We start from the raw sequence: 22010 nt of genomic DNA on the forward strand, positions 1-22010 counted from the left end.
ACCACGCGTTCCCATCCCGAACACGACCGTTAAGCCCTCCAGCGCCGATGGTACTTGGACCGCAGGGTCCTGGGAGAGTAGGACGTCGCCAAGCACGAGAAGCCTGCCGCAATCATTGCGGCAGGTTTTTTGTTGTCCTATAAACTGATACATAATCATATAGCGAAAATGCTGTGCACAACTTATCTACAGCCGTGGATGAGGGGCATAGTATTTTTTTGTGGAAAGAATAAGTACCTATTCGCAAGGTTGTTCACATGTGCGTAAGTTTAATTAGCCTTATATGAACATAATGTAAACACGAGTTATGCACATTCGTTCACTTTTTATGCACAGCCTGTTTATAAATAGGTCCGATCTACGCTGGTCGGGTATAAATAGTGCTTTTTCGCATCATGCTAGGTAGTAGCCTTGTGTATAAATGCTTGTGGATGAATAGTCAGAAAATTAAGATTCCATCTCTTGACCTTTCTTAAATTTTGCGTATAATAAAGTTAAAGTCAAAGAAAGTCAAAGTCAGTTGGAACTGCATATGAATAAGCGTAAGCTTGTGCTCCATGCAGTACCAGGGAGGTTGGTGATATGCGAAACATTTCCGATCTCATTGAACAGTATTTAAAGAATATGCTGCAGGAAAGCACGGAAGGCTCGGTGGAAATACAGCGCAATGAGCTGGCTGAGAAGTTCTCGTGCGTCCCTTCCCAGATTAATTACGTTATAAGTACACGTTTTACGCTGGAGAAGGGTTACATGGTTGAATCGAAGCGTGGAGGCGGAGGTTATGTCCGGATTCAACGGGTAGAGCTGCCAGCCTTGCAGACGATTCAATTTCATATTCGGCAGACGATTGGAGATTGCGTGGAGCAGAGCGTGGCGGAAGGGCTGATTTATCAGCTTGAAGAAGCGCTGTTGGTGACGAAGCGCGAAGCACAGCTGCTGCGGGCAGCGATTGATCGGGAAACGATTGCGGTCAAGCTCCCGCTGCGTGATGAGGTAAGGGCCCGTTTGCTAAGAGCGATGCTTATATCGCTTCTGGTTAAATAACTTTACCGTGCGTAAGTGCATGGAAAGGGGTGATTTGTCTTGATTTGTCAGGAATGCGGCAAGAAGCCGGCAACGCTTCATTTTACGAAGATTGTCGGTGGAGAGAAGACAGAGTTTCACATTTGTGAAGCTTGTGCGCGTGAACGGGGTGAAGGCATTCCGGGAACGGCGAATGGCTTCTCTATCCACAGCTTGCTGTCGGGTCTGCTTGATTTTGATCCATCTGGAACATCGGGTTCAGCAGGGACGAAGCCTTGCCCGGTCATACGCTGTGACGAATGCGGATTCACTTATGCACAGTTCAGCAAGATCGGACGCTTTGGCTGCAGCGCCTGCTACAAACATTTTTCAGATAAGTTAGATCCGCTGCTCAAAAGGGTACATGGTAGTACGGTGCATACGGGGAAAATTCCGAAACGCTCCGGAGGGCAATTGCAAAATAAACGAGAACTTGATCAGCTCAGACGCGAGCTGTATGATCGTATTGAGCAAGAAGAATTTGAAAGTGCGGCTCAAATCAGGGATCGTATTCGTGAGCTTGAGCGTAAAATAGCAGAGCTGTAAGTCGTGAAGTAAGGAGGATACCTCTTGAAGAGTCGTCGTTTTTCTGAGCAAGCGTTAAGCGATTGGATGAAAGGGGATGGTCCCGAGTCAGATATCGTCATCAGCAGCCGAATACGCATTGCCAGAAATTTAAACCATCATCCGTTTCCGTTGCTGGCTACGAAGGAGCAGTCGCTTGAGGTTATGGAGCAGCTGGCTGCTATCGGGGCATCTGGAAAGCTTGAGCCTATCGGTCATTTTGATACGATCGTGTTATCCGATCTTACGGAGCTGGAGAAGCGTGTATTGGTTGAAAAGCATTTGATCAGCCCTAATCTGGCTAATGAATCTCGAGGCGGAGCCTTCATCCTCAGCGATAATGAATCGGTGAGCATTATGATTAATGAAGAAGACCATCTGCGAATTCAATGTCTGTATCCGGGTTTTCAAATTCAGGAAGCTTGGACGCTGGCGAATCGGATCGATGATATTTTTGAGGCGGAGACCGAATATGCTTTTGATGAGAAACGCGGTTATTTAACGACATGCCCGACCAACGTTGGAACAGGCATTCGCGTATCCATTATGGTGCATTTGCCGGCACTCGTGCTATCATCGCAAATCAATCGGATTTTGCAGGCGGTCACGCAGGTAGGGCTCGCGGTTCGCGGATTGTATGGGGAAGGCAGCGAAGCGCTAGGCAATGTGTTTCAAATCTCGAACCAAATTACACTCGGTCAATCTGAACCGGAGATTATTGAGAACTTGTACAGCGTAGCTAAACAAATTATTGAGCATGAGAAAGCAGCTCGAATAAGGCTCCTAGCTGAGTCTAAGCTGCGCATTGAAGATAGAGTAAAGCGGTCTTATGGGATTTTATCCTATGCGGCTATTATGGATACGAAGGAAGCAGCACAGCGGCTTTCAGATGTAAGGTTGGGCGTTGATTTGGGATTGCTGGATAATATAACGCCTCAAGTCATGAATGAATTAATGATTATGACGCAGCCTGGCTTCTTGCAGCAAGTATTTAAGGAAACGATGAATGCGGAGCAGCGGGATTATCGCCGGGCAGAACTTATTCGCAAGCAGTTGCGAAGTCAAATGGAACATGGGGGTGCGTAACGATGATGTTCGGAAGATTTACGGAACGGGCACAGAAGGTGCTTGCATTGGCGCAGGAAGAAGCAGTTCGTCTTGGACATAACAATATTGGTACAGAGCATATTTTACTTGGATTGATTCGTGAAGGGGAAGGCATCGCCGCGAAAGCGCTGATTGGACTTGGCCTGGGCCTAGAGAAAATCCAGGATGAGGTTGAAGCTTTGATCGGAAGAGGTCAGGAGCAGCCGACGAATATTGCCTATACGCCACGTGCGAAAAAGGTCATTGAGCTCTCTATGGATGAAGCGAGAAAGCTGGGCCATACGTATGTGGGTACGGAGCATATTTTGCTCGGACTCATTCGTGAAGGCGAAGGGGTTGCAGCCCGCGTGCTGAACAATCTCGGCATCAGCTTGAATAAAGCGCGTCAACAAGTGCTGCAATTGCTTGGCAGTAGCGAAGCCATCTCCAGCAACCATGGCGCTCCATCAAATGTGAGCACGCCAACGCTGGACGGACTTGCCCGCGATTTGACCTCCTTCGCTAAAGAAGGCAATCTCGATCCGGTTATTGGCCGCAGTAAAGAAATCGAGCGCGTTATTCAGGTGCTTAGCCGCCGGACGAAAAACAATCCGGTTCTCATCGGGGAACCCGGCGTTGGTAAAACGGCGATAGCCGAAGGACTGGCGCAAAAAATTATTGCAAACGAAATTCCAGAAACGCTGCGCGACAAACGCGTAATGACGCTCGATATGGGCTCTGTCGTAGCTGGTACGAAATACCGCGGTGAGTTTGAGGACCGCTTGAAAAAAATTATGGATGAAATCCGCCAGGCCGGCAATATCATCCTCTTCATCGATGAGCTGCATACGCTGATCGGTGCAGGTGGAGCTGAGGGCGCGATTGATGCTTCGAATATTTTGAAGCCGGCACTAGCACGGGGAGAGCTGCAATGTATCGGTGCGACTACGCTGGATGAATACCGCAAATACATCGAGAAGGATGCTGCGCTGGAGCGCCGTTTCCAACCGATTACGGTAGATCAGCCTTCGCCGGAAGAAGCGGTACAAATTTTGTACGGTCTGCGCGATCGTTATGAAGCCCATCACCGGGTGAAAATTACGGATGAAGCGATTGTTCAAGCTGTAAAGCTGTCCGACCGCTACATTACGGATCGTTTCCTGCCGGATAAAGCGATCGACCTAATTGATGAAGCGGGCTCGAAAGTTCGCCTCAACTCGTATACGATTCCGCCGAACCTCAAGCAGCTGGAAAACCGTCTAGAGGATATCCGCAAGGAGAAAGACTCCGCTGTTCAAAGCCAGGAGTTTGAGAAAGCGGCTGCGCTTCGCGATACCGAGCAGAAGATGCGCGAAGAGCTCGATATCACGAAAAACCAATGGAAAGAAAAACAAGGACGTACCGATTCCGAAGTGACACCTGAGGATATTGCACAGGTAGTAGCGAGCTGGACCGGCATTCCGGTAAGCAAGCTGGCAGAGGAAGAAACCGAGCGTCTGCTGAAAATGGAATCCATTCTTCACGGCCGTGTCATCGGACAGGAAGAAGCAGTCAAAGCGGTATCGCGCGCTATGCGCCGTGCTCGTGCTGGCCTGAAGGATCCGAAGCGTCCGATGGGTTCATTCATTTTCCTCGGTCCAACTGGTGTAGGTAAAACCGAGCTTGCACGTGCGCTTGCAGAAGCGATGTTCGGCGATGAAAATGCGATTATCCGCATCGATATGTCGGAATATATGGAGAAGCATTCGACTTCCCGTCTCGTTGGGGCGCCTCCGGGATATGTTGGTTATGAGGAAGGCGGTCAATTGACCGAGAAAGTACGCCGTAAGCCGTATTCGGTAGTATTGCTCGATGAGATTGAGAAAGCCCATCCAGAAGTATTCAACATTTTGCTGCAAGTGCTGGAAGATGGCCGTCTGACTGATTCTAAAGGACGTGTAGTCGATTTCCGCAATACGCTGATCATTATGACGTCGAACGTGGGCGCGGATCAAATTAAACGGAATTCTTCGCTGGGCTTCACAGCGGTTCACGACGCTGGCCGTGACTTCATTCAAATGAAGGATAAAGTAATGGCTGAGCTCAAAAAGAGCTTCCGTCCGGAGTTTCTGAACCGGATCGACGAAACGATCGTGTTCCACTCGCTGGAGCAAGAGCATATCGCCGAAATCGTCACTTTGATGTCCGACGATTTGCGCAAACGTCTGCGTGAGCAAGATGTAGACTTCTTGCTGACCGATACGGCGAAGGCGTTCCTCGCGAAAGAAGGCTTCGATCCGCAGTATGGTGCTCGTCCATTGCGCCGTGCGATTCAGAAGCATATCGAAGACCGTTTGTCCGAGGAATTGCTCGTTGGCAACATTCAAAAAGGCGACCGCTTCACGATTGATGAGAAGGATGGCGCGTTGACGGTAACCAAATCGGAGCCTCTTGATTTGGAGAAAGCGTCCGAAGAGCCGGCAGCTAAATCATAATCAAAAAGTGAGGATGCTGCACAGCTGATTACAGCTTATCCGCGCATCCGGCGAGCTAGCTTTATGCAGCTAGGCACAAAAATAGAAAGCTTCCAGAACCCGTGAACTTGACGGATTCTGGAAGCTTTTTTTATGCCTTAAACAGACAATCTTCATTCATTTTTATTTGACAATGAGAATCATTATCGTGTATCTTATAAGAGTAGATATTACTTTGAACATACACTCTTTCATATACAATGGCGAAGACCGGAACAGATGACGGAAGGCGGTAATAAGGATGGGTTTGCATGCTGCCAGAATAACGGCTGAAGAGGCGTCATATTTATCAAATGAATATATTAAGCAGTTCGTTAGAGCTGCGCACATGGATTTTGACAAGGTAAAGCAAATGCTGAGTGAAGAGCCCGAGCTGCTGCACGCTTCCTGTGATTGGGGCGATGGCGATTGGGAAAATGCGCTAGGCGCAGCCGCCCATGTCGGGCGCAGGGATATTGCGCTGTATTTGTTGGAGCGTGGAGCAAGGCTGGATCTTTTTGCTGCTGCGATGTTAGGCAAGCTGGAAGTGGTTCATGCAATTTTAAGTGACGACCCCGCAGCGAAAGATGCCATTGGCCCGCATGGAATTCCACTCATCGTTCACGCCAAGATGGGTGGCGAGGAATCGCGCTTGGTTTATGCTTATTTGGAAAGCCTTCAGGCTTGATAGGAGGAGTAACATCATGATCGTGGTCACGAACACCATTAAAGTGAAAAAAGGGCACGGGGAAGCCGTAGCCGAACGGTTCCAGCATACGAAGGGAATTGAGCTTTCTCCCGGCTTTATCCGGATGGAAGTGCTGCTTATGGAAAACTTGGTGGACTATGATGAGCTGAGAGTCGGCACAACATGGGAAAATAAAGCGTCGTTTGAAGGCTGGGTCAACAGCGACTCCTTCCGTCAGGCACATGCGCATCGTCAAACGAAAGCAGGAGAAGGCTGCAAAAGTCAGCAAAATGAAGTCATTATGCTGGGCTCCCAGCTTTCAACGCACCGGGTTATTGTGGCGCGGCAAGCGGCTATCCAAGCTTAAACGATAGCGTGTATAGGTTGTCTTTTTCAGAAAGTTCCCTTCTTCCTCTTGTGGATGACAGGGAACTTTCTTGCTGTATAAGGAAGTAGGGGTTTATACAATCCACATTAAATGGTAAACTTTTAATGATAGTGTTTTTAGTAAAAGGAGCCGGACATGGCAAAAATAAAAACGAAATTCGTATGCAATGAATGTGGAACAGAGTCGCCTAAGTGGATGGGCAAATGCCCAGGGTGCCAGTCATGGAATTCCATGATTGAAGAGAAGGAAACCGTTGTCAAGACGCAGGGAGTCGGTTTGCGTGTTGCGCAAACGAAAGAAAAGCCACAGTCGATCATACATATAGAGAGCGGGAAGGAACCGCGCATTGAAACGAGCTTGAAGGAGCTGAACCGCGTACTTGGCGGGGGCGTTGTGCCGGGCTCCCTTTTGCTGGTAGGGGGCGACCCCGGTATCGGAAAATCCACGCTGCTGCTGCAAACCTCGCATGCACTGGCAACGAAGGGATTGAAGGTTCTCTATATTTCAGGTGAGGAATCGGTGCGGCAGACAAGATTAAGAGCGGATCGGCTTGGTGCGCTGACGGAGTCCTTGTATGTGCTTTGCGAAACAAACATGGATCATATTAACGAGGCGATTGAATCGGTGGACCCCGATTTTCTCGTTATTGACTCCATCCAGACGGTTTATGATCCGGGTGTGCAATCAGCGCCGGGCAGCGTATCTCAGGTTCGGGAATGCACCGCGCATTTCATGCGAGTCGCCAAAATCAAAGGGATTGCAACGGTGCTGGTCGGGCATGTGACGAAGGAAGGCGCCATCGCCGGACCGCGGATGCTGGAGCATATGGTCGATTGCGTATTGTATTTTGAAGGTGAGCGCCATCATACCTACAGGCTGCTGCGCGCGGTTAAAAACCGGTTTGGGTCGACGAATGAGATCGGAATTTTTGAAATGGGCGAGGAAGGCTTGCGTGAGGTGCTGAATCCTTCTGAGCTGTTTTTATCAGAGCGCCCGCTTGGCGTAGCAGGTTCTATTGTTGTAGCAAGCATGGAGGGAACCCGTCCTGTATTGGTGGAATTGCAGGCGCTGGTGGCGACGACTAATTTCCCTTCGCCGCGCCGTATGACGGCCGGGCTTGACCATCATCGCATGGCGCTGATCATTGCAGTGCTTGAGAAGCGCAACGGCATGTTTCTCCAGACGCAGGATGCTTATTTGAATGTCGCAGGCGGCATTAAGCTCGATGAGCCAGCCGTTGATTTAGCAGCAGCGGTATGTCTCGCTTCGAGCTTTCGGGATGCGCCAACGAGACCTTACGATGTTGTGTTCGGGGAAGTTGGATTGACGGGCGAGGTACGTGCTGTCTCGCGGGCTGAGCAGCGGGTAAAGGAAGCCGAGAAGCTGGGCTTCAAACGTGTTATTATGCCGGAGAAAAGCCTGAAGGGCTGGAAGCCTCCGGCATCCATTGAGATTATTGGTGTAAACACCGTAGCGGAAGCGCTCTCGGCAGCACTAGGATAGGGGGAAGATGATGAAGGAACAGAGCCAGCTAGAAACGATGAACCAGCTTTTGCAGCTAGTCGCGCCCGGTACCCCGTTCCGTGACGGCTTAGAGAACGTGCTGCGGGCGAAGACTGGAGCATTAATCGTTGTCGGATACAGTCCTGAGGTAATGGAAGTTGTAGATGGAGGTTTTTCCATCAATTGCGATTTCTCGCCCAACTATTTGTATGAGCTTGCAAAGATGGATGGCGCAATTATTTTGAGCGAGGATATGCGGCGGATTTTGTATGCCAACACGCAGCTTATTCCGAACAGCTCCATTCCGTCGATTGAGACGGGAATCCGCCACCGTACCGCGGAGCGGGTCGGCAAGCAGACGGGCAAGCTCGTCGTATCCATATCGCAGCGCCGCAATATTATTACGCTGTATCAAGGCAATTTGCGGTATGCGCTCAAGGAAATGGGCAACATTTTGACAAAAGCGAATCAGGCGATTCAGACGCTGGAAAAATATAAGGCGGTGCTGGGCCAATCGTTCAAAAATTTGTCTGTGCTTGAGTTCGAAGAGCTGGTCACCTTGCAAGAGGTTGCCCATGTCGTGCAGCGGGTAGAGATGGTGCTGCGTGTCAAAATGGAAATCAAGCGTTATGTAACCGAGCTAGGAACGGAAGGACGCCTCATTGCGATGCAGCTGGAAGAGCTGGTCGACGGTGTAGATGAGGATGCTTGGTATTTGCTTAAGGATTATGCGAAAGATAATTCAGATGAGAAAATCCGGGAAATCCGGCTCGCGATGAAAAAACTAAGCTCGGATGAGCTGCTGGACGCTTCGCCGATTATCCGGCTTCTTGGCTACCCGCATACCGGATCTATGGCGGAAGAAGCTATTTCGCCTCGCGGCTTCCGCTTGTTGAACAAAATCCCGCGTTTGCCGCTCATTATTATGAATAATTTGATTGAGCGCTTCGCCAGACTGCCGCATATTATGATGGCGACCATCGGCGAATTGGATGATGTTGACGGAATTGGGGAAGTTCGGGCGAGGGCGATCAAGGAAGGTTTGAAACGGATTCAGGATCAAATGTTCATTGACAGGCAAATCTAAATCCCATACAATTGATGGAATGTGAACGGCCCGATCATCATACATTAGTATTTGGTCTTAGGGCATAGTAGAGAAGAGGTGGAACAGATGATTATAAAGTCAATACCGAGCCTTTTCACGGTGGGGAATTTGTTTCTTGGCGTAATCGCCATTATTATGGTGTTTAATGAGAAACCTGAAATTGCAGCGATGATGGTTATTATCGCAATGCTGCTTGATGGCGTAGATGGCAGAGTGGCACGTGCGCTTAATGCACAGAGCGAATTCGGCAAGGAGCTCGATTCGTTATCCGACGTCATTTCCTTCGGAGTCGCTCCAGCGTTCATTATGTATGTCGTCGCTTTTCAGGATTTAAATACAGCAGTGGCTTGGATTATTACCGCGTTATTTCCGATTTGCGGAGCTTTGCGCCTGGCGAGATTTAATGTCGTAACGAAGACGCCGAGCGGTTATTTCATCGGGCTGCCGATTCCAGCAGCTGGTGGTGTTTTGGCAACGCTAGCTCTTTTCAAAAATGATATTTCGGTTATTGTGCTGTTAATCAGCACGCTCGTTCTTTCCATTCTTATGGTGAGCACGGTTCGTTACCCGAACTTCAAGAAAATTGGCATTCCGAAGAGTGCGATTTGGGTCGTGCCGATTATCGTCGTATTCTCGCTCGTAATCGGTATTTGGTTCAATCAATATTTGTCGAAGCTGATTTTCATCCCGCTTTTGCTATATGCGCTGTGGGGCTTAAAAAAAAACGTTGATCGGCGCATTAAGCCGCGCAGACGTAAAAACAAGCATGTAGAGCTGAGTGAAGAGCAGGTGCAGTCGGAGACGATTGCCTAGTATGCAGCTAGCTCAGAAGCATTTTTCATAAGTAAACAGGAAACATCAAAAAAGCTGTAAACCATGTAAACGTGGTTTGCAGCTTTTTTTTGTTGAAATGGCTTTGCCGCCAGAGGGTGGCTACAGCCGTTTACGCTTGAAATATAGGAAAGTATATGATTTCCCCGTACTTTCTCTATATTTCTCGGACTGAAATGCGCCGCGCCGCCAAAGGATGGCGACAGCCATTTCACCTTGTGCATCTTGCATCATTATGTTGAGGTAGCAATGGCTTTGCAGGCATTCGCTTTACGTTAAATTAAATAGGCCGAGCGTTGAGCATTTGTCATACTCATCGGCGATGACTTCGTCCAGCTGGATATCCAGCAGATTGCACATCGCGGTCATGTAGAACAGATTGCGTCCGAGGTCGGCCTTAAGCACATCGCGGCAGTTCTCGCACAGCTCGCCAGAAAGGTGGCTTTGCAGCGTTTCTTTCGCGTTGGTAAGATTCGGCTCATCGGAATAATGCTGCTTGCGGGCAGCAAGCTCAATGCAGCCGCAGTCGGTCACGGCTTTCGTTACCGCACGATTGACGGACGTTCCAGCCTGCCCAAACTTTGACATCACATCTAGCAGGCTCCGATGCCTTAGCAGTAACTCGGATACTTGCTGTTGAAATTGATCCAATGTTGGTGCGCTCATCGGTTACACCTCTTTCATCAACTTTAGCAACTTCTGATCTTGTTTCCATTATAAGCTTACTTGGTCCGCATTTCAAAATGAAAAATCATTCACCTTTGACGGTTAGAGTGTTCCCAATTGGAACATAATTGTAATGGAGGTGGATGAATATGGTAAGACGTATCATTCAATTAATTGGAATAATGTTAGGTGCAATGGCAGGACGCGAGCTTCACAGCATGACCAGTTTATCGGGATTATGGGCTGAGCCATCTATTGGGATGCTTGAGCATTCCGGCACTTATTACATGAATGTCGGAATCGGCGCATTGTGCGGGGTCATTCTCGCGACCTTGGCAGCAAATCCGCTCATTCGTTTAATGCAGCGTGGAGCGGAGCAGACTTCGGCTATGCCGGTCAAGGATTTGCTTGCTAGTGCAGCAGGATTGTTCGTAGGGCTGCTGCTGTCGGTGCTGTTGTACCCGGCGGTGTCGGACATTGGAGGCGTAGGTGTTATGCTGCCGGCCATTATGGCGCTGTTCTTCGGCTATCTGGGCGTGCGCATTGCTTGGAACAAGCGGGATGAGCTGACGGAAAAGCTGATTGAGCTGTGGAACCAGCGCAAAGCGGCCCCTGCTATCGATGAGACTAGCGGGTTCGAGGAGCATAAGATTTTGGATACGAGCGTTATTATTGATGGGCGGATCGCCGACATTTGCAAAACCGGCTTTATTGAGGGAACGCTGGTTATTCCTGAATTTGTGCTGGAGGAGCTGCAGCATATTGCCGATTCTTCGGACTTACTCAAGCGCAACCGCGGCCGCCGGGGGCTGGATATTTTGAACAAAATCCAGAAAGAGCTTGATGTGCGCGTGCTTATCTATGAAGGAGATTTCGAGGAAATCAGCGAGGTGGACAGCAAGCTGGTGAAGCTGGCCAAGGCGCTGCATGGCAAAGTGGTAACGAATGATTTTAACCTGAATAAGGTGTGCGAGCTGCAAGGCGTATCTGTACTCAACATTAACGATTTGGCGAATGCGGTGAAGCCAGTTGTGCTGCCGGGTGAAGAAATTATTGTGCAGGTCATTAAGGACGGCAAGGAGCATGGACAGGGTGTCGCTTATCTCGACGATGGCACGATGATCGTAGTAGAAGGCGGACGCGAATATATCGGCACAACGATGGAAGTGCTTGTAACGAGCGTGCTGCAAACATCTGCGGGACGGATGATTTTCGCCAAGCCGAAGCTGTTGGAAAAAGCACAGTAAAAAAGGTATGATAGAGGGGATACAATACCGGCACACAGATTTGAGGGGAATACGACATGGGGGCAAAATGGGGAGTTGTCGTCGTCGCGGCCGGACGCGGTTCGCGAATGGGGACAAAAGAAAGCAAGCAGTACCTGGAAATGCAGGGCAAGCCGATTGTTGTACATACGCTTGAGCTGTTTGCTTCGCTTGATAACCTTGCTGAAATTATCGTCGTTGTCGGCGCTGATGATGTGGGGCGCGTGGAAGAGCTGGTCAACCGCTTTGGCATTGCCAAGGTGAAGGCAGTTGTTGCAGGCGGCAGCGAAAGGCAGCATTCGGTGTATAGCGGCATTCAGGCGCTTTCACCTGCTATAGAGTGGGTCATGGTGCATGATGGCGTGCGGCCGCTTGTGACGGCAGCTGCGGTCGGCGCCTGCTGCTCTGTGGCGGAGCGTGAAGGCGCGGCTGTGCTGGCAGTACCAGTGAAGGATACGATTAAACAGGTGGGCGATAACGGCTTGATCGTATCGACGCCTGACCGCCGAAGCTTGTGGGCGATTCAAACGCCGCAGGCTTTTCGTCGTGAACTGCTTGTGCGTGCGCATGAGCAGGCCCATGCAGAGGGTTTTCTGGGGACGGACGACGCGATGGTTGTCGAGCGAATGGGCGCACCGGTTGCCGTTGCGGAAGGCGATTATACAAATATAAAAATTACGACGCCTGAGGACTTGCCATGGGCGGAGTTTTTGCTCGCAAAGCGGGAGAGAGGGGAACGCTGACTATGATTCGTGTAGGACAAGGCTTTGACGTTCATCAATTGGTAGAAGGAAGGCCGTGCATTATCGGCGGTGTAACCATTCCATATGAAAAAGGGCTGCTAGGGCATTCCGATGCCGACGTGCTGCTGCATGCGATTACCGATGCGATTTTGGGCGCATTGGCGCTGGGCGATATCGGGAAGCATTTTCCCGATACGGACCCTGAGTTCAAGGATGCGGACAGCTTGAAGCTGCTTGTACATATTTGGGGACTCGTCAAGGAGCGCGGCTATAAGCTGGGAAACATTGACTCGACCATTATTGCACAGCGTCCCAAGATGCTGCCCTTTATTCCGCAAATGGCGGAAATTATCGCAGGCGCCTTGGAGGCAGATGTGTCCCAGGTGAATGTGAAGGCAACGACGACGGAGCAGCTCGGCTTCACTGGACGTGGCGAAGGAATTGCGGCACAATCCGTTGTTTGCCTGATTAAAGATGTGATATAATCGCAATAATTTTTGAGCGCTGGGATGGGAAAAAGACTTCTTCACGCTATTGGTTTATCTAGGGTGTGTATGCAAACCAGAATCCGGATACTCATGCATAGGTAGCTTTGCCGCCAGAGGCTGGCGACAGCCGTTACGCTTGAAATATAGGAAAGTATATGATTTTGCCATACTTTCTCTCTATTTCTCGGAATGAAACGCGCCACGCCGCCAAATGACAGCGAAAGCCGTTTCACCTTGAGGACTGAGGTTGCGCTATTCTGGCTTTTGAGAGGATTTGAGGTCTTAAGCGGACAGGAAATCCGTTATGCCCTTGATTTTCCTGTCAAAATAACGATCGGGAGCACATTAGCGTCTTCTGAGTCCGCGTCCTGCCATAACCCGTGTTTCGGCTGTAATAGCGGCTGCTGTGTCCGCCTAATGCCTATGGCATGAAGCTGACTTTCGATACGCAGGCTCCTGTTCATGTTAGATGCTATAATCAATCAAGATTATTATGTGGCTTGCTTACGTTGGCATACATGTCCTAAAGTATTTTGCTAAAGATATAGCAAAAGCATTTTGTTCAAGGCAAGGCGAAGGTTATATTTAGGAAACGCAGCAGGTTTTTTTAAGGAAAGCTTAGTAATAGCTGATTTACTGCAAGGATGTAAGAAGTAGGGTGAAAAAGTCGTAGTGGAGAGAAAAGGGGTTGCTGGAGAAGCGATAGCGTTCGTTTAAAGCTTTCCGTAGGAAAGCAGCATCGTAAGCTTATGCTTTTACCCTTAAGTTTCAACCGCCTAGCCGGTTAATTCAAGGAAACTCAGGGGTAATGGCGATCGGAAGCAAGCTCTTTTCGCGCAGCGCAGACTCTTTTTCACCTTACTTATCTTACGAGTTTGGCAGTACTAAAAGCGCAAGGCTGCAAGCGACTAGGGAGGGGCGATTTACCAATGACACAAGAAATTCGCGTACGATACGCACCGTCGCCGACGGGGCATCTGCATATTGGCAATGCAAGAACGGCCTTATTTAATTATTTGTATGCCCGCAATTTGGGCGGAAAGTTTATTATCCGCATCGAGGATACGGATGTGAAGCGCAATATTGCCGGCGGAGAAGAAAGCCAGCTCACTTATTTGAAATGGCTCGGCATTGACTGGGATGAAAGCATCGACGTTGGCGGCGACTACGGTCCTTACCGTCAGACGGAGCGTCTTGATATTTACGAAAAATATTGGCAGGATTTGCTGGATCGCGGCCTAGCTTACCGCTGCTACTGCACCGAAGAGGAGCTGGAGCGCGAGCGCGAGGAGCAGACAGCCCGGGGTGAAACGCCGCGTTATTCCGGACTGCATCGCAATCTGACGGAAGAGCAGCGTACGGCATTTGAGGCAGAAGGCCGCGTGCCAAGCATTCGTTTCCGCGTGCCGGAAGGCCGCACCTACAAATTTGACGATGTCGTAAAAGGTGAAATCAGCTTTGATACGGCGGAAACAGGCGATTTTGTCATTGTGAAAAAAGATGGCATCCCGACGTACAATTTTGCCGTTGCGCTGGATGACCACCTGATGAAAATTAGCCACGTGCTGCGGGGCGAAGACCATATTTCCAACACGCCGCGCCAATTGATGATTTATGAAGCATTTGGCTGGGAGCCGCCTCGCTTTGGTCATATGACGCTGATCGTTAACGAAACTCGCAAAAAGCTCAGCAAGCGCGATGAGTCGATTATCCAATTCATTGAGCAATACGATTCGCTAGGCTATTTGCCAGAGGCGATGTTCAACTTTATTACGCTGCTCGGCTGGTCGCCGGAAGGCGAGCAGGAGATTTTCACCCGTGAGCAATTGATTGAAGTATTCAATGCTGAGCGCCTCAGCAAAAGCCCGGCCGTATTCGATACGCAGAAGCTGAGCTGGATGAACAATGAATATTTGAAAAAAACAGATCTGGCGCGCGTCGTCGAGATGTGCCTGCCGCATTTGGTTAAAGCTGGCCGCGTATCTGAGCCATTGGATGAAGCTGGCCGCGCATGGGTGAGCAGTCTCGTGGCGTTGTACCAGGACAAGCTGCGTTATGCAGCGGAAATCGTACCGCATACCGAGATTTTCTTCCAAGAGGCTGCCCAAGATGAAGAAGAAGCGACAACTGTGCTTGCAGAAGAGCAGGTGCCTGTCGTGCTTGCGGCTTTCCTCGCACAAGTAGAAGCAACACCAGCCGAGGCATTTGATGAAGGTAGCGTGAAGGCTTCCATTAAAACAGTGCAAAAGGATACCGGCTTCAAAGGCAAACAGCTGTTTATGCCTATCCGTGCCGCGTTGACCGGACAGACGCATGGACCGGACTTGAACCAATCCATCGTGCTGCTTGGCCAAGCGAAAGTCATCGCGAGACTGAACGAGCGGTTGGGCCGCTAGGCTTGCTGCACGGGGAGAGGGCCGTGGCGCGAGTATTCGCGCTGGGCGTGCTCTTTTTCACCGTACGATTACGCCCGGACACAATGCCTCTTGTCACATAAGGGTGGATTGGGTATACTAGGGCTACTATTAGGAAGTTTACAATTAACAAGCTATGAACAGGAAAAGTACGTTTTGCTGGATTTGCAGAGAGGACAACCGTCATTGCATCCAGGCCGGGTTACCCGCGGCTATTGGACAATGTAGCTGCAAGTTGTCTAATTCGGCGGGCGGAAAATTGCACCTGGGAGCTTTGTTCCGAGCCAGAGGCCCGAACAGCTGTCATGGAACGAGAGAAGTTTCGTTCGCATGCTGCGTCGGCGGCGCTTGTGGGGTAGGCGGCAACGTAAGCCTGCGTTAAAGGCTTTGAGATGGATAGCAGCTGAGCTATCTGGCAGCCATAGGTTGAAGTGGGCGAAGGCAGACATGCCGAAGCTTGCTGCGAGCGGCGCAGATATGTTGTCAGGCTATTCAAGCAGAGTGGGACCGCGATTGAACACACGCCTCTGCAGCATGCAAATGCTGTGGGGGCTTTTTTATATGGATATGCGGCGGCCAGCTAGACAGGACTAAGGAGCTGCGAGGAAATTAGCGGTACTTCATTTCGTCGCAGTCTCTAAGAGGGGCAGCGGCCTGCTGGCTTGAGAGGAGATAAGCTGATGTTTCGCCATATTCGTTCAGATATTGAAGCGGTATTTGAAAATGATCCGGCCGCCAGAAGTCGCTTTGAGGTCGTCTTCACTTATTCCGGCCTGCATGCGATTTGGGCGCATCGGGCGGCGCATTATTTTTTTCGTCACAAATGGTTTACGGTTGCGCGTATCATATCCCAATTCAGTCGTTTTATGACGGGCATTGAAATTCATCCAGGGGCCACGATCGGCGAGCGGCTGTTTATTGACCACGGTATGGGCATTGTCATCGGCGAAACATGCGAAATTGGCAATGATGTCGTCATTTATCAGGGGGTTACGCTTGGCGGAACGGGCAAGGAGAAGGGTAAGCGCCATCCGACCATTGGCAACAATGTCGTCATTGGTTCGGGCTCGAAGGTGCTGGGATCGTTCAAAATTGGCGATAATTCAAATGTAGGCTCGAATGCGGTTGTGCTGCGCGAGGTGCCGCCTAATTGTACCGTTGTAGGCAACCCCGGCAGAGTGGTGAAACGAAATGGCGAACGGGTGAAGGACAGACTGGAGCACAACCAGCTGCCTGACCCGGTTATCGAAATGCTGCGTGATATGCAAAAAGAAATTGATCGTTTGAAAACAGAGTTGAAAGAGCTCAGGGAGCCTGTAACTGGAGGGGATTTACGAAAATGACGCTACATCTGTATAATACATTGACCCGCACGAAGGAAGCTTTTGAATCGCAGGAGCCAGGGAAAGTTAAAATGTACGTATGCGGGCCGACGGTATACGATTATATTCACGTTGGAAATGCAAGGCCGTTTATTTTCTTCGATGTCGTTCGGCGGTATTTGGAGAGCACAGGCTATGAGGTGAATTATGTCGTCAACTTTACGGACGTGGATGATAAGATGATCCGCAAAGCGGAGGAGCTGGGATCTACGGTTCCAGAAGTGGCGGAGACATTTATCGCGGCATTCAATGCGGATCTCGAAGCGCTTGCCGTGCATAAGGCAACACTGAACCCACGCGTAACGGAGCATATTACGGAAATCGTCGATTTTATTCAAGGCCTGCTGGACAAGGACATTGCTTATGAGAGCGAAGGCGATATTTATTTCCGCACCGCGAGGTTCGAGGAATACGGCAAGCTGTCTCATCAAAATCTGGAGGAGCTGCAATTCGGCATCCGGATTGAAGTAGGCGATCGCAAGGAGAGTCCTAAGGATTTTGTGCTGTGGAAAGGCGCAAAGCCGGGCGAGATTTTCTGGGAAACGCCGTGGGGACCGGGCCGTCCAGGCTGGCATATCGAATGCTCGGCAATGGCGCGCAAGCATCTCGGGGACACGCTCGATATTCATGGCGGCGGACAGGACCTGCAGTTCCCGCATCATGAGTGCGAGGTCGCACAGTCGGAAGCATTGACGGGCAAACCGCTGGCGAATTATTGGATGCATAACGGCTATATTAACATTGATAATGTGAAAATTTCCAAATCGCTAGGCAATGGTATTGCGGTGCATGAGCTGGTGAAGCAGGTGAAGCCGCAAGCGATTCGTTATTTTATTTTGTCTGGACATTATCGCAGTCCGCTTAACTTCAACGAAGAAGCGCTAAAGCAAGCGGCAAACAGCGTGGAGCGCATCGCGAACAGCGTGTCCAATTTGCGCCATCGTCTGCAAGTGCTGGAGAGCGAGGGGCAGACGGGAGCTGCGGCGTTCGAGCTTGATGCTCGCTTGGCGGAAATTATGAGCGTGTTTGAGGCGAAAATGGAAGATGATTTCAATACGCCGGATGCGATTACCGCTGTCTTTGATCTGGTTGGCGAGGCGAATCAATATTTGAACCGCACAGATGTGGGCATCGAGGGCGTGCAGGCTTTCCTGGATGTGCTGGAGCAAATGGACGAGGTGCTTGGCCTAATCCCGCCACAATCTGCCGAAGCGGATCTGCTTGATGAGGAAATCGAACAGCTGATTGTCGAAAGAACGGAAGCGCGCCAGTCGAAAAATTGGGCTAGAGCGGACGAAATTCGCGATTTGCTGACAGAGAAAGGCATCGCTCTTGAGGATACGCCGCAAGGCATCCGTTGGCGCCGCCTATGAGTGAACCGCATAACAGCGAGGCGCTAGCGAACGATTTATTGTTTTACTCGCCTTCGAAAAAAACAAATCTGCTGAATCCCGTCGTGCTCGCCTATGTGGGCGACAGTGTGTTCGAGCTGCTGGTCCGCCAATACTTGGTGTCGCTCCCGAATCATAAGCCGCATCACCTGCACCGCGAAGCGACGGGCATCGTCTCGGCCAAGGCGCAGCGGCGGATTTTGCTGGAGCACTGGCAGCCGCTGCTGACGGAGGAAGAGGCAGATGTGGTGCGGCGCGGACGCAATACGAAGTCAGGTGCGCCGCCTAAAAATGCTGACCCCGCCGATTATCGTCAAGCAACCGCGCTTGAATGTCTCGTTGGGTATTTATATTATGAAGGCCGCATTCAGCGCTTGCATGAGTTATTCGCCTGTGCGATTGCAGCAAGAGAAGACGGAGAGGAACGGCTGGCACAGCCAGCCGCCCCTTCCACCGCAGCCAAGAAAACAAAGGAGGGCGAATAATGACTGAGACTACCCCGCAAGATGAAATTATTGCTGGCAAGCATCCCGTACTGGAGGCGCTTCGTTCCGGGCGTGAAATCAATAAAATTTGGATCGCCGAAGGCGCCCAGAAGAGCATGACACAGCCGATTACGGCAGAGGCGAAAAAAAGCGGAATTATCGTGCAATTTGTCGATAAAAGGAAGCTTGATGGCATGGCCGAGGGCGTTCAGCATCAAGGCGTTATTGCGCAGGCGGCTGCTTTTCGCTACGCCGAGATTGAAGAAATATTAGAAGCGGCGCGCAGCCGCAATGAGACGCCTTTTATTTTGCTGCTGGATGAAATTGAGGACCCTCATAATTTGGGCTCAATTCTGCGGACCGCGGAATGCACCGGCGTTCATGGCGTTATTATTCCGAAGCGCCGCGCGGTCGGATTAACGGCTACCGTCTCCAAAACGTCGGCGGGAGCGGCGGAATATGTGCCCGTTGCCCGCGTGACAAACCTGGCGCAAACGATCGATCGGCTCAAGGAAGAAGGCATATGGATAGCAGGTACGGATGTCAGTGCCAAGCAGGAAATTTATTCGATGAAATTCGACATGCCGCTTGCTGTCGTCATCGGCAATGAAGGCAAAGGGATTGGCCGCCTCATCAAAGAAAAATGCGATTTTCTGGTGAAGCTTCCGATGCAGGGCCAGCTTAATTCGCTGAATGCCTCCGTTGCTGCGGGCGTGTTCATGTACGAAGTGGTTAGACAGCGCCGGAGCGTTTAAAGCATGAAACGGCGTGACGATATTTTGCTAGTGGATGGCTACAACATGATTGGGGCCTGGCCCGTGCTGGAAAAGCTGAAAGCCATCGATCTCGAGGAAGCAAGGGACAAGCTGCTTGATATGCTCGCGGATTATCAGGGGTTTACCGGCATGGCGGTCTATGTCATTTTCGATGCGCATCAGGTGCCTGGGCTTGGAGCGACCTTCAAGCACCACAAGCTGACAATTGTGTATACGAAGGAAAAGGAAACAGCGGATGAATGCATTGAGCGCATGGTAGTTGAGCTGTTTCAAAAAAGACGCCATTTGTATGTCGCTACTTCTGATCTCGTAGAACAGCATGTCGCTTTCGCCCATGGGGCGCTTCGCCTCTCGGCACGAGAGCTGTTAATTGAAATTGAGCAGAACCGCAAGCAAATTGAGCTTACGCTGAGGGAAGAAACGAAGAGCCGCCGCAATACGGTGGACAACAGTCTTAGCCTTGAAATTCGCATGCAGCTGGAAAGGCTTAGGCGAGGCAAGAAATAACAGTGCGCCCTAAGGCTGCGGTGAATTATTTCTGGATGTATCTGTAAAATTTTCGACACTTTGAATAGGTTTTGTTATCGATTCGGGGTCTAAATCGGTTGACGTTGTCAGGTTACATAATGTATACTGGCTCTATATTTGCTGGCTATGAATCTAGCGGCGTACGCCTTGCAGGCCGGAGGGATAGTTTGTGAGCATCGACCTCAAAGAATGGAGTACGCTCGAATATGACTGCAGTACGGACGAGGAAATCGTAGAAGCGGTTCGCAATGGCGACAGTCTGGCGCTCGAATATTTGATTAACAAATATAAGAATTTCGTTCGAGCTAAAGCACGCTCTTATTTTCTTATCGGTGCGGACCGGGAAGATATTGTGCAGGAAGGCATGATCGGACTGTATAAGTCTATTCGCGACTTTAAAGGGGACAAGCTCGCAAGCTTTAAAGCATTTGCAGAGCTGTGCATTACGCGGCAGATTATAACGGCGATTAAGACGGCCACCAGGCAGAAGCATATCCCGCTCAATTCCTATGTCTCGCTCGATAAGCCCATTTACGATGAAGACTCCGATCGTACTTTGCTTGATGTCATATGCGGGACCCGGGTATCAGATCCGGAAGAGTTGATCATTAACCAGGAAGAGTTTAGCGGTCTGGAAGACAAAATGTCCGAAATTTTGAGTGATCTTGAACGCAAGGTGCTCATGCTTTATTTGGATGGAAGGTCCTATCAGGAAATAGCAGTTGATCTGGATCGTCATGTGAAGTCTATTGATAATGCACTACAGCGCGTGAAGCGGAAGCTTGAACGTTATTTGGAAGTCCGGGACATAAGCGGGTAACAGTGTCATCATACTTATAGCTTAAGTGAGAATGCAGAAGCTGTCCTTTTCTCTGTAATTGTAGAAGAGGATGGCTTCATTTCCGTTTTAAATCGGAAAATGCTGCCTATACTTGTAGAAACAGGGCGGACCCGATGCCGCCTTGTTTCCAGCTTTTGTACAAGCTCGCATTCTATCTTTTACATTGACATCCAGTATGTCGTGTGATAAAGTGTTCGGGTAGGCCTAAATATGAGGTTTTTTTTCGTGTTGGCCTTCATTTCATCTTGAGGTACTGCATGTTTCAGGGTGAACAGGTATTTAGTAGCAGTTCGGGAGGTGTAATTCAATGCGGGTTATTATCACGTTGGCATGCACAAACTGCAAACAGAGAAACTATGCGAGCAGCAAGAACAAACGCAATCACCCCGACCGCATCGAGTTGAAGAAGTTTTGCAAGTTTTGTAACGAGCAGACTCCTCATCGCGAGACGAGATAGTCAAATGGAGGTGTGACCGTGGCATTTTTGGCTAAAGTGAAGCAAAGCTTCGGAACAACGTTTGGTTTCTTTGCTGACAGCTGGGCAGAACTGAAAAAGGTTCGTTGGCCAAACCGTAAAGAGTTGACAAGCTATTCTATCGTTGTCGTTTTGACGATTACGGCTGTGACGATTTACTTTTGGCTTCTTGACATCGGGATCTCGTCTCTAGTTGAACTGATTGTTTAAGAAGGGTCCAAAGGTGAATTGAAATGGAAAAAAGATGGTATGTCGTACACACTTACGCCGGTTATGAGAACAAAGTAAAAGCCAATTTGGAACGCCGTTTGGAATCGATGGGCATGGAAGACAAGATCTTCCGCGTACTAGTTCCGATGGAAGAAGAAGTGGTCGAGAAGGACGGCAAGAAAAAAACCGTTCAACGTAAAGTTTATCCAGGCTACGTTCTCGTAGAAATGGTTCAAACTGACGATTCTTGGTATGTTGTTCGCAATACGCCGGGTGTTACAGGATTCGTAGGATCGACAGGATCAGGCTCGAAGCCGATCGCTCTTATGCCAGACGAAGTCGAACAGATTTTGAAGCATATGGGTATGGAGGAACCGAAGCCGAAGATCGAATTCGATCTGAAGGAAACTGTACGGGTCAAGGAAGGTCCGTTCGCGGATTTCGTTGGTACAGTAGAAGAAATTTTGCTGGACAAAGCGAAGCTCAAGGTTCATGTCAACATGTTTGGCAGAGAAACGCCAGTTGAGTTGGATTATACTCAAGTGGAAAAGATCTAGTTCCGGTATTTCTGTAGAACGCCAGCTTGCTGGGGGGATGCAGAAGCACCAAACTCGTTAGTTGTAT

The 22010-nt window shown here is 49.8% G+C and carries 24 protein-coding genes and 1 rRNA gene; 24 read left to right on the top strand and 1 reads right to left on the bottom strand.

Annotation, left to right across the window (positions count from 1 at the left end; genetic code table 11):
- The 10 genes from rrf to pssA all read left to right on the top strand — a co-directional run.
- Positions 1-94: ribosomal RNA gene (gene rrf, locus AC50X8_RS30875) — 5S ribosomal RNA — on the top strand; the annotation flags it as partial.
- A 488-nt stretch (positions 95-582) separates the two neighbouring features.
- Positions 583-1044: a CtsR family transcriptional regulator gene (locus tag AC50X8_RS30880; RefSeq protein ID WP_056035708.1), complete on the top strand. Its 462-nt coding sequence runs from the start codon at positions 583-585 to the stop codon at positions 1042-1044.
- A gap of 39 nt (positions 1045-1083) precedes the next feature.
- Positions 1084-1608: a protein-arginine kinase activator protein McsA gene (gene mcsA / locus AC50X8_RS30885; protein ID WP_046234191.1), complete on the top strand. Its 525-nt coding sequence runs from the start codon at positions 1084-1086 to the stop codon at positions 1606-1608.
- A 24-nt stretch (positions 1609-1632) separates the two neighbouring features.
- Positions 1633-2712, top strand: a complete 1080-nt coding sequence (gene mcsB, locus AC50X8_RS30890) for a protein-arginine kinase McsB (RefSeq protein WP_081418818.1) — start codon at positions 1633-1635, stop codon at positions 2710-2712.
- A 2-nt stretch (positions 2713-2714) separates the two neighbouring features.
- Entirely contained in the window at positions 2715-5186 is a 2472-nt protein-coding gene (gene clpC / locus AC50X8_RS30895) for an ATP-dependent protease ATP-binding subunit ClpC (RefSeq protein ID WP_056035710.1), read from the top strand.
- A 280-nt stretch (positions 5187-5466) separates the two neighbouring features.
- Entirely contained in the window at positions 5467-5892 is a 426-nt protein-coding gene (locus tag AC50X8_RS30900; RefSeq protein ID WP_099518280.1) for a hypothetical protein, read from the top strand.
- A 16-nt stretch (positions 5893-5908) separates the two neighbouring features.
- Positions 5909-6259 carry an antibiotic biosynthesis monooxygenase gene (locus tag AC50X8_RS30905; RefSeq protein WP_056035716.1) on the top strand — a complete coding sequence of 117 codons (351 nt, stop codon included), beginning with the start codon at positions 5909-5911 and terminating at the stop codon, positions 6257-6259.
- 156 nt (positions 6260-6415) lie between these two features.
- On the top strand, positions 6416-7783 hold the full coding sequence (gene radA, locus AC50X8_RS30910) for a DNA repair protein RadA (protein ID WP_046234195.1): 1368 nt from the start codon (positions 6416-6418) through the stop codon (positions 7781-7783).
- Between the two features lie 10 nt (positions 7784-7793).
- Positions 7794-8870: a DNA integrity scanning diadenylate cyclase DisA gene (gene disA / locus AC50X8_RS30915; RefSeq protein WP_056035719.1), complete on the top strand. Its 1077-nt coding sequence runs from the start codon at positions 7794-7796 to the stop codon at positions 8868-8870.
- Positions 8871-8957: 87 nt separating this feature from the next.
- Positions 8958-9704, top strand: a complete 747-nt coding sequence (pssA, locus tag AC50X8_RS30920; RefSeq protein WP_056035722.1) for a CDP-diacylglycerol--serine O-phosphatidyltransferase — start codon at positions 8958-8960, stop codon at positions 9702-9704.
- 288 nt (positions 9705-9992) lie between these two features.
- Here pssA and AC50X8_RS30925 read toward each other — a convergent pair whose 3' ends face one another.
- Positions 9993-10388, bottom strand: a complete 396-nt coding sequence (locus AC50X8_RS30925) for a hypothetical protein (protein ID WP_056035726.1) — start codon at positions 10386-10388, stop codon at positions 9993-9995.
- 149 nt (positions 10389-10537) lie between these two features.
- Here AC50X8_RS30925 and AC50X8_RS30930 point away from each other — a divergent pair, with 149 nt between their 5' ends.
- From AC50X8_RS30930 to nusG, 14 genes are all read left to right on the top strand, one after another.
- A complete protein-coding gene (locus AC50X8_RS30930; protein WP_056035730.1) occupies positions 10538-11635 on the top strand; it encodes a PIN/TRAM domain-containing protein in 1098 nt (365 codons plus the stop codon).
- A 56-nt stretch (positions 11636-11691) separates the two neighbouring features.
- Positions 11692-12396, top strand: a complete 705-nt coding sequence (ispD, locus tag AC50X8_RS30935; protein WP_056035734.1) for a 2-C-methyl-D-erythritol 4-phosphate cytidylyltransferase — start codon at positions 11692-11694, stop codon at positions 12394-12396.
- Between the two features lie 2 nt (positions 12397-12398).
- Positions 12399-12881, top strand: a complete 483-nt coding sequence (gene ispF / locus AC50X8_RS30940) for a 2-C-methyl-D-erythritol 2,4-cyclodiphosphate synthase (protein ID WP_056035738.1) — start codon at positions 12399-12401, stop codon at positions 12879-12881.
- Positions 12882-13813: 932 nt separating this feature from the next.
- Entirely contained in the window at positions 13814-15280 is a 1467-nt protein-coding gene (gene gltX, locus AC50X8_RS30945; protein WP_494883432.1) for a glutamate--tRNA ligase, read from the top strand.
- Between the two features lie 405 nt (positions 15281-15685).
- The gene (locus AC50X8_RS30950) at positions 15686-15892 is read left to right on the top strand and encodes a hypothetical protein (RefSeq protein WP_494883434.1); all 207 of its coding nucleotides are present in this window, start codon (positions 15686-15688) and stop codon (positions 15890-15892) included.
- Positions 15893-15978: 86 nt separating this feature from the next.
- Positions 15979-16641, top strand: a complete 663-nt coding sequence (gene cysE, locus AC50X8_RS30955; RefSeq protein ID WP_056035746.1) for a serine O-acetyltransferase — start codon at positions 15979-15981, stop codon at positions 16639-16641.
- Entirely contained in the window at positions 16638-18053 is a 1416-nt protein-coding gene (gene cysS, locus AC50X8_RS30960) for a cysteine--tRNA ligase (RefSeq protein WP_494865578.1), read from the top strand. The genes cysE and cysS overlap by 4 nt, the downstream gene beginning before the upstream one ends.
- Entirely contained in the window at positions 18050-18556 is a 507-nt protein-coding gene (locus AC50X8_RS30965) for a Mini-ribonuclease 3 (RefSeq protein ID WP_494865576.1), read from the top strand. Before cysS ends, AC50X8_RS30965 begins: the two co-directional genes overlap by 4 nt.
- Entirely contained in the window at positions 18556-19311 is a 756-nt protein-coding gene (gene rlmB / locus AC50X8_RS30970) for a 23S rRNA (guanosine(2251)-2'-O)-methyltransferase RlmB (RefSeq protein ID WP_056035755.1), read from the top strand. The genes AC50X8_RS30965 and rlmB overlap by 1 nt, the downstream gene beginning before the upstream one ends.
- A gap of 3 nt (positions 19312-19314) precedes the next feature.
- Positions 19315-19839, top strand: a complete 525-nt coding sequence (locus AC50X8_RS30975) for an NYN domain-containing protein (protein WP_056035757.1) — start codon at positions 19315-19317, stop codon at positions 19837-19839.
- A 190-nt stretch (positions 19840-20029) separates the two neighbouring features.
- Complete coding sequence (sigH, locus tag AC50X8_RS30980; RefSeq protein WP_056035760.1) at positions 20030-20680, top strand: RNA polymerase sporulation sigma factor SigH; 651 nt, start codon at positions 20030-20032, stop codon at positions 20678-20680.
- 328 nt (positions 20681-21008) lie between these two features.
- Positions 21009-21158: a 50S ribosomal protein L33 gene (gene rpmG / locus AC50X8_RS30985; RefSeq protein WP_015847242.1), complete on the top strand. Its 150-nt coding sequence runs from the start codon at positions 21009-21011 to the stop codon at positions 21156-21158.
- Positions 21159-21176: 18 nt separating this feature from the next.
- Positions 21177-21386 (top strand): preprotein translocase subunit SecE, encoded by a 210-nt coding sequence (gene secE, locus AC50X8_RS30990; RefSeq protein WP_046234208.1) that lies wholly within the window; start codon positions 21177-21179, stop codon positions 21384-21386.
- A gap of 23 nt (positions 21387-21409) precedes the next feature.
- Positions 21410-21943 (top strand): transcription termination/antitermination protein NusG, encoded by a 534-nt coding sequence (gene nusG, locus AC50X8_RS30995; protein ID WP_046234209.1) that lies wholly within the window; start codon positions 21410-21412, stop codon positions 21941-21943.
- Positions 21944-22010 lie beyond the last annotated feature (67 nt).

This window comes from Paenibacillus sp. JT22N15 (genome assembly GCF_059383755.1).

Bases quoted from the DNA above. Each gene is read 5' to 3' on its own strand.
- AC50X8_RS30880 (WP_056035708.1), top strand. From the start codon at position 583: ATGCGAAACATTTCCGATCTCATTGAACAGTATTTAAAGAATATGCTG.
- clpC (WP_056035710.1), top strand. From the start codon at position 2,715: ATGATGTTCGGAAGATTTACGGAACGGGCACAGAAGGTGCTTGCATTG.
- AC50X8_RS30900 (WP_099518280.1), top strand. From the start codon at position 5,467: ATGGGTTTGCATGCTGCCAGAATAACGGCTGAAGAGGCGTCATATTTA.
- AC50X8_RS30905 (WP_056035716.1), top strand. From the start codon at position 5,909: ATGATCGTGGTCACGAACACCATTAAAGTGAAAAAAGGGCACGGGGAA.
- radA (WP_046234195.1), top strand. From the start codon at position 6,416: ATGGCAAAAATAAAAACGAAATTCGTATGCAATGAATGTGGAACAGAG.
- disA (WP_056035719.1), top strand. From the start codon at position 7,794: ATGAAGGAACAGAGCCAGCTAGAAACGATGAACCAGCTTTTGCAGCTA.
- pssA (WP_056035722.1), top strand. From the start codon at position 8,958: ATGATTATAAAGTCAATACCGAGCCTTTTCACGGTGGGGAATTTGTTT.
- AC50X8_RS30925 (WP_056035726.1), bottom strand. From the start codon at position 10,388: ATGAGCGCACCAACATTGGATCAATTTCAACAGCAAGTATCCGAGTTA.
- AC50X8_RS30930 (WP_056035730.1), top strand. From the start codon at position 10,538: ATGGTAAGACGTATCATTCAATTAATTGGAATAATGTTAGGTGCAATG.
- ispD (WP_056035734.1), top strand. From the start codon at position 11,692: ATGGGGGCAAAATGGGGAGTTGTCGTCGTCGCGGCCGGACGCGGTTCG.
- ispF (WP_056035738.1), top strand. From the start codon at position 12,399: ATGATTCGTGTAGGACAAGGCTTTGACGTTCATCAATTGGTAGAAGGA.
- gltX (WP_494883432.1), top strand. From the start codon at position 13,814: ATGACACAAGAAATTCGCGTACGATACGCACCGTCGCCGACGGGGCAT.
- cysE (WP_056035746.1), top strand. From the start codon at position 15,979: ATGTTTCGCCATATTCGTTCAGATATTGAAGCGGTATTTGAAAATGAT.
- cysS (WP_494865578.1), top strand. From the start codon at position 16,638: ATGACGCTACATCTGTATAATACATTGACCCGCACGAAGGAAGCTTTT.
- AC50X8_RS30965 (WP_494865576.1), top strand. From the start codon at position 18,050: ATGAGTGAACCGCATAACAGCGAGGCGCTAGCGAACGATTTATTGTTT.
- rlmB (WP_056035755.1), top strand. From the start codon at position 18,556: ATGACTGAGACTACCCCGCAAGATGAAATTATTGCTGGCAAGCATCCC.
- AC50X8_RS30975 (WP_056035757.1), top strand. From the start codon at position 19,315: ATGAAACGGCGTGACGATATTTTGCTAGTGGATGGCTACAACATGATT.
- rpmG (WP_015847242.1), top strand. From the start codon at position 21,009: ATGCGGGTTATTATCACGTTGGCATGCACAAACTGCAAACAGAGAAAC.
- nusG (WP_046234209.1), top strand. From the start codon at position 21,410: ATGGAAAAAAGATGGTATGTCGTACACACTTACGCCGGTTATGAGAAC.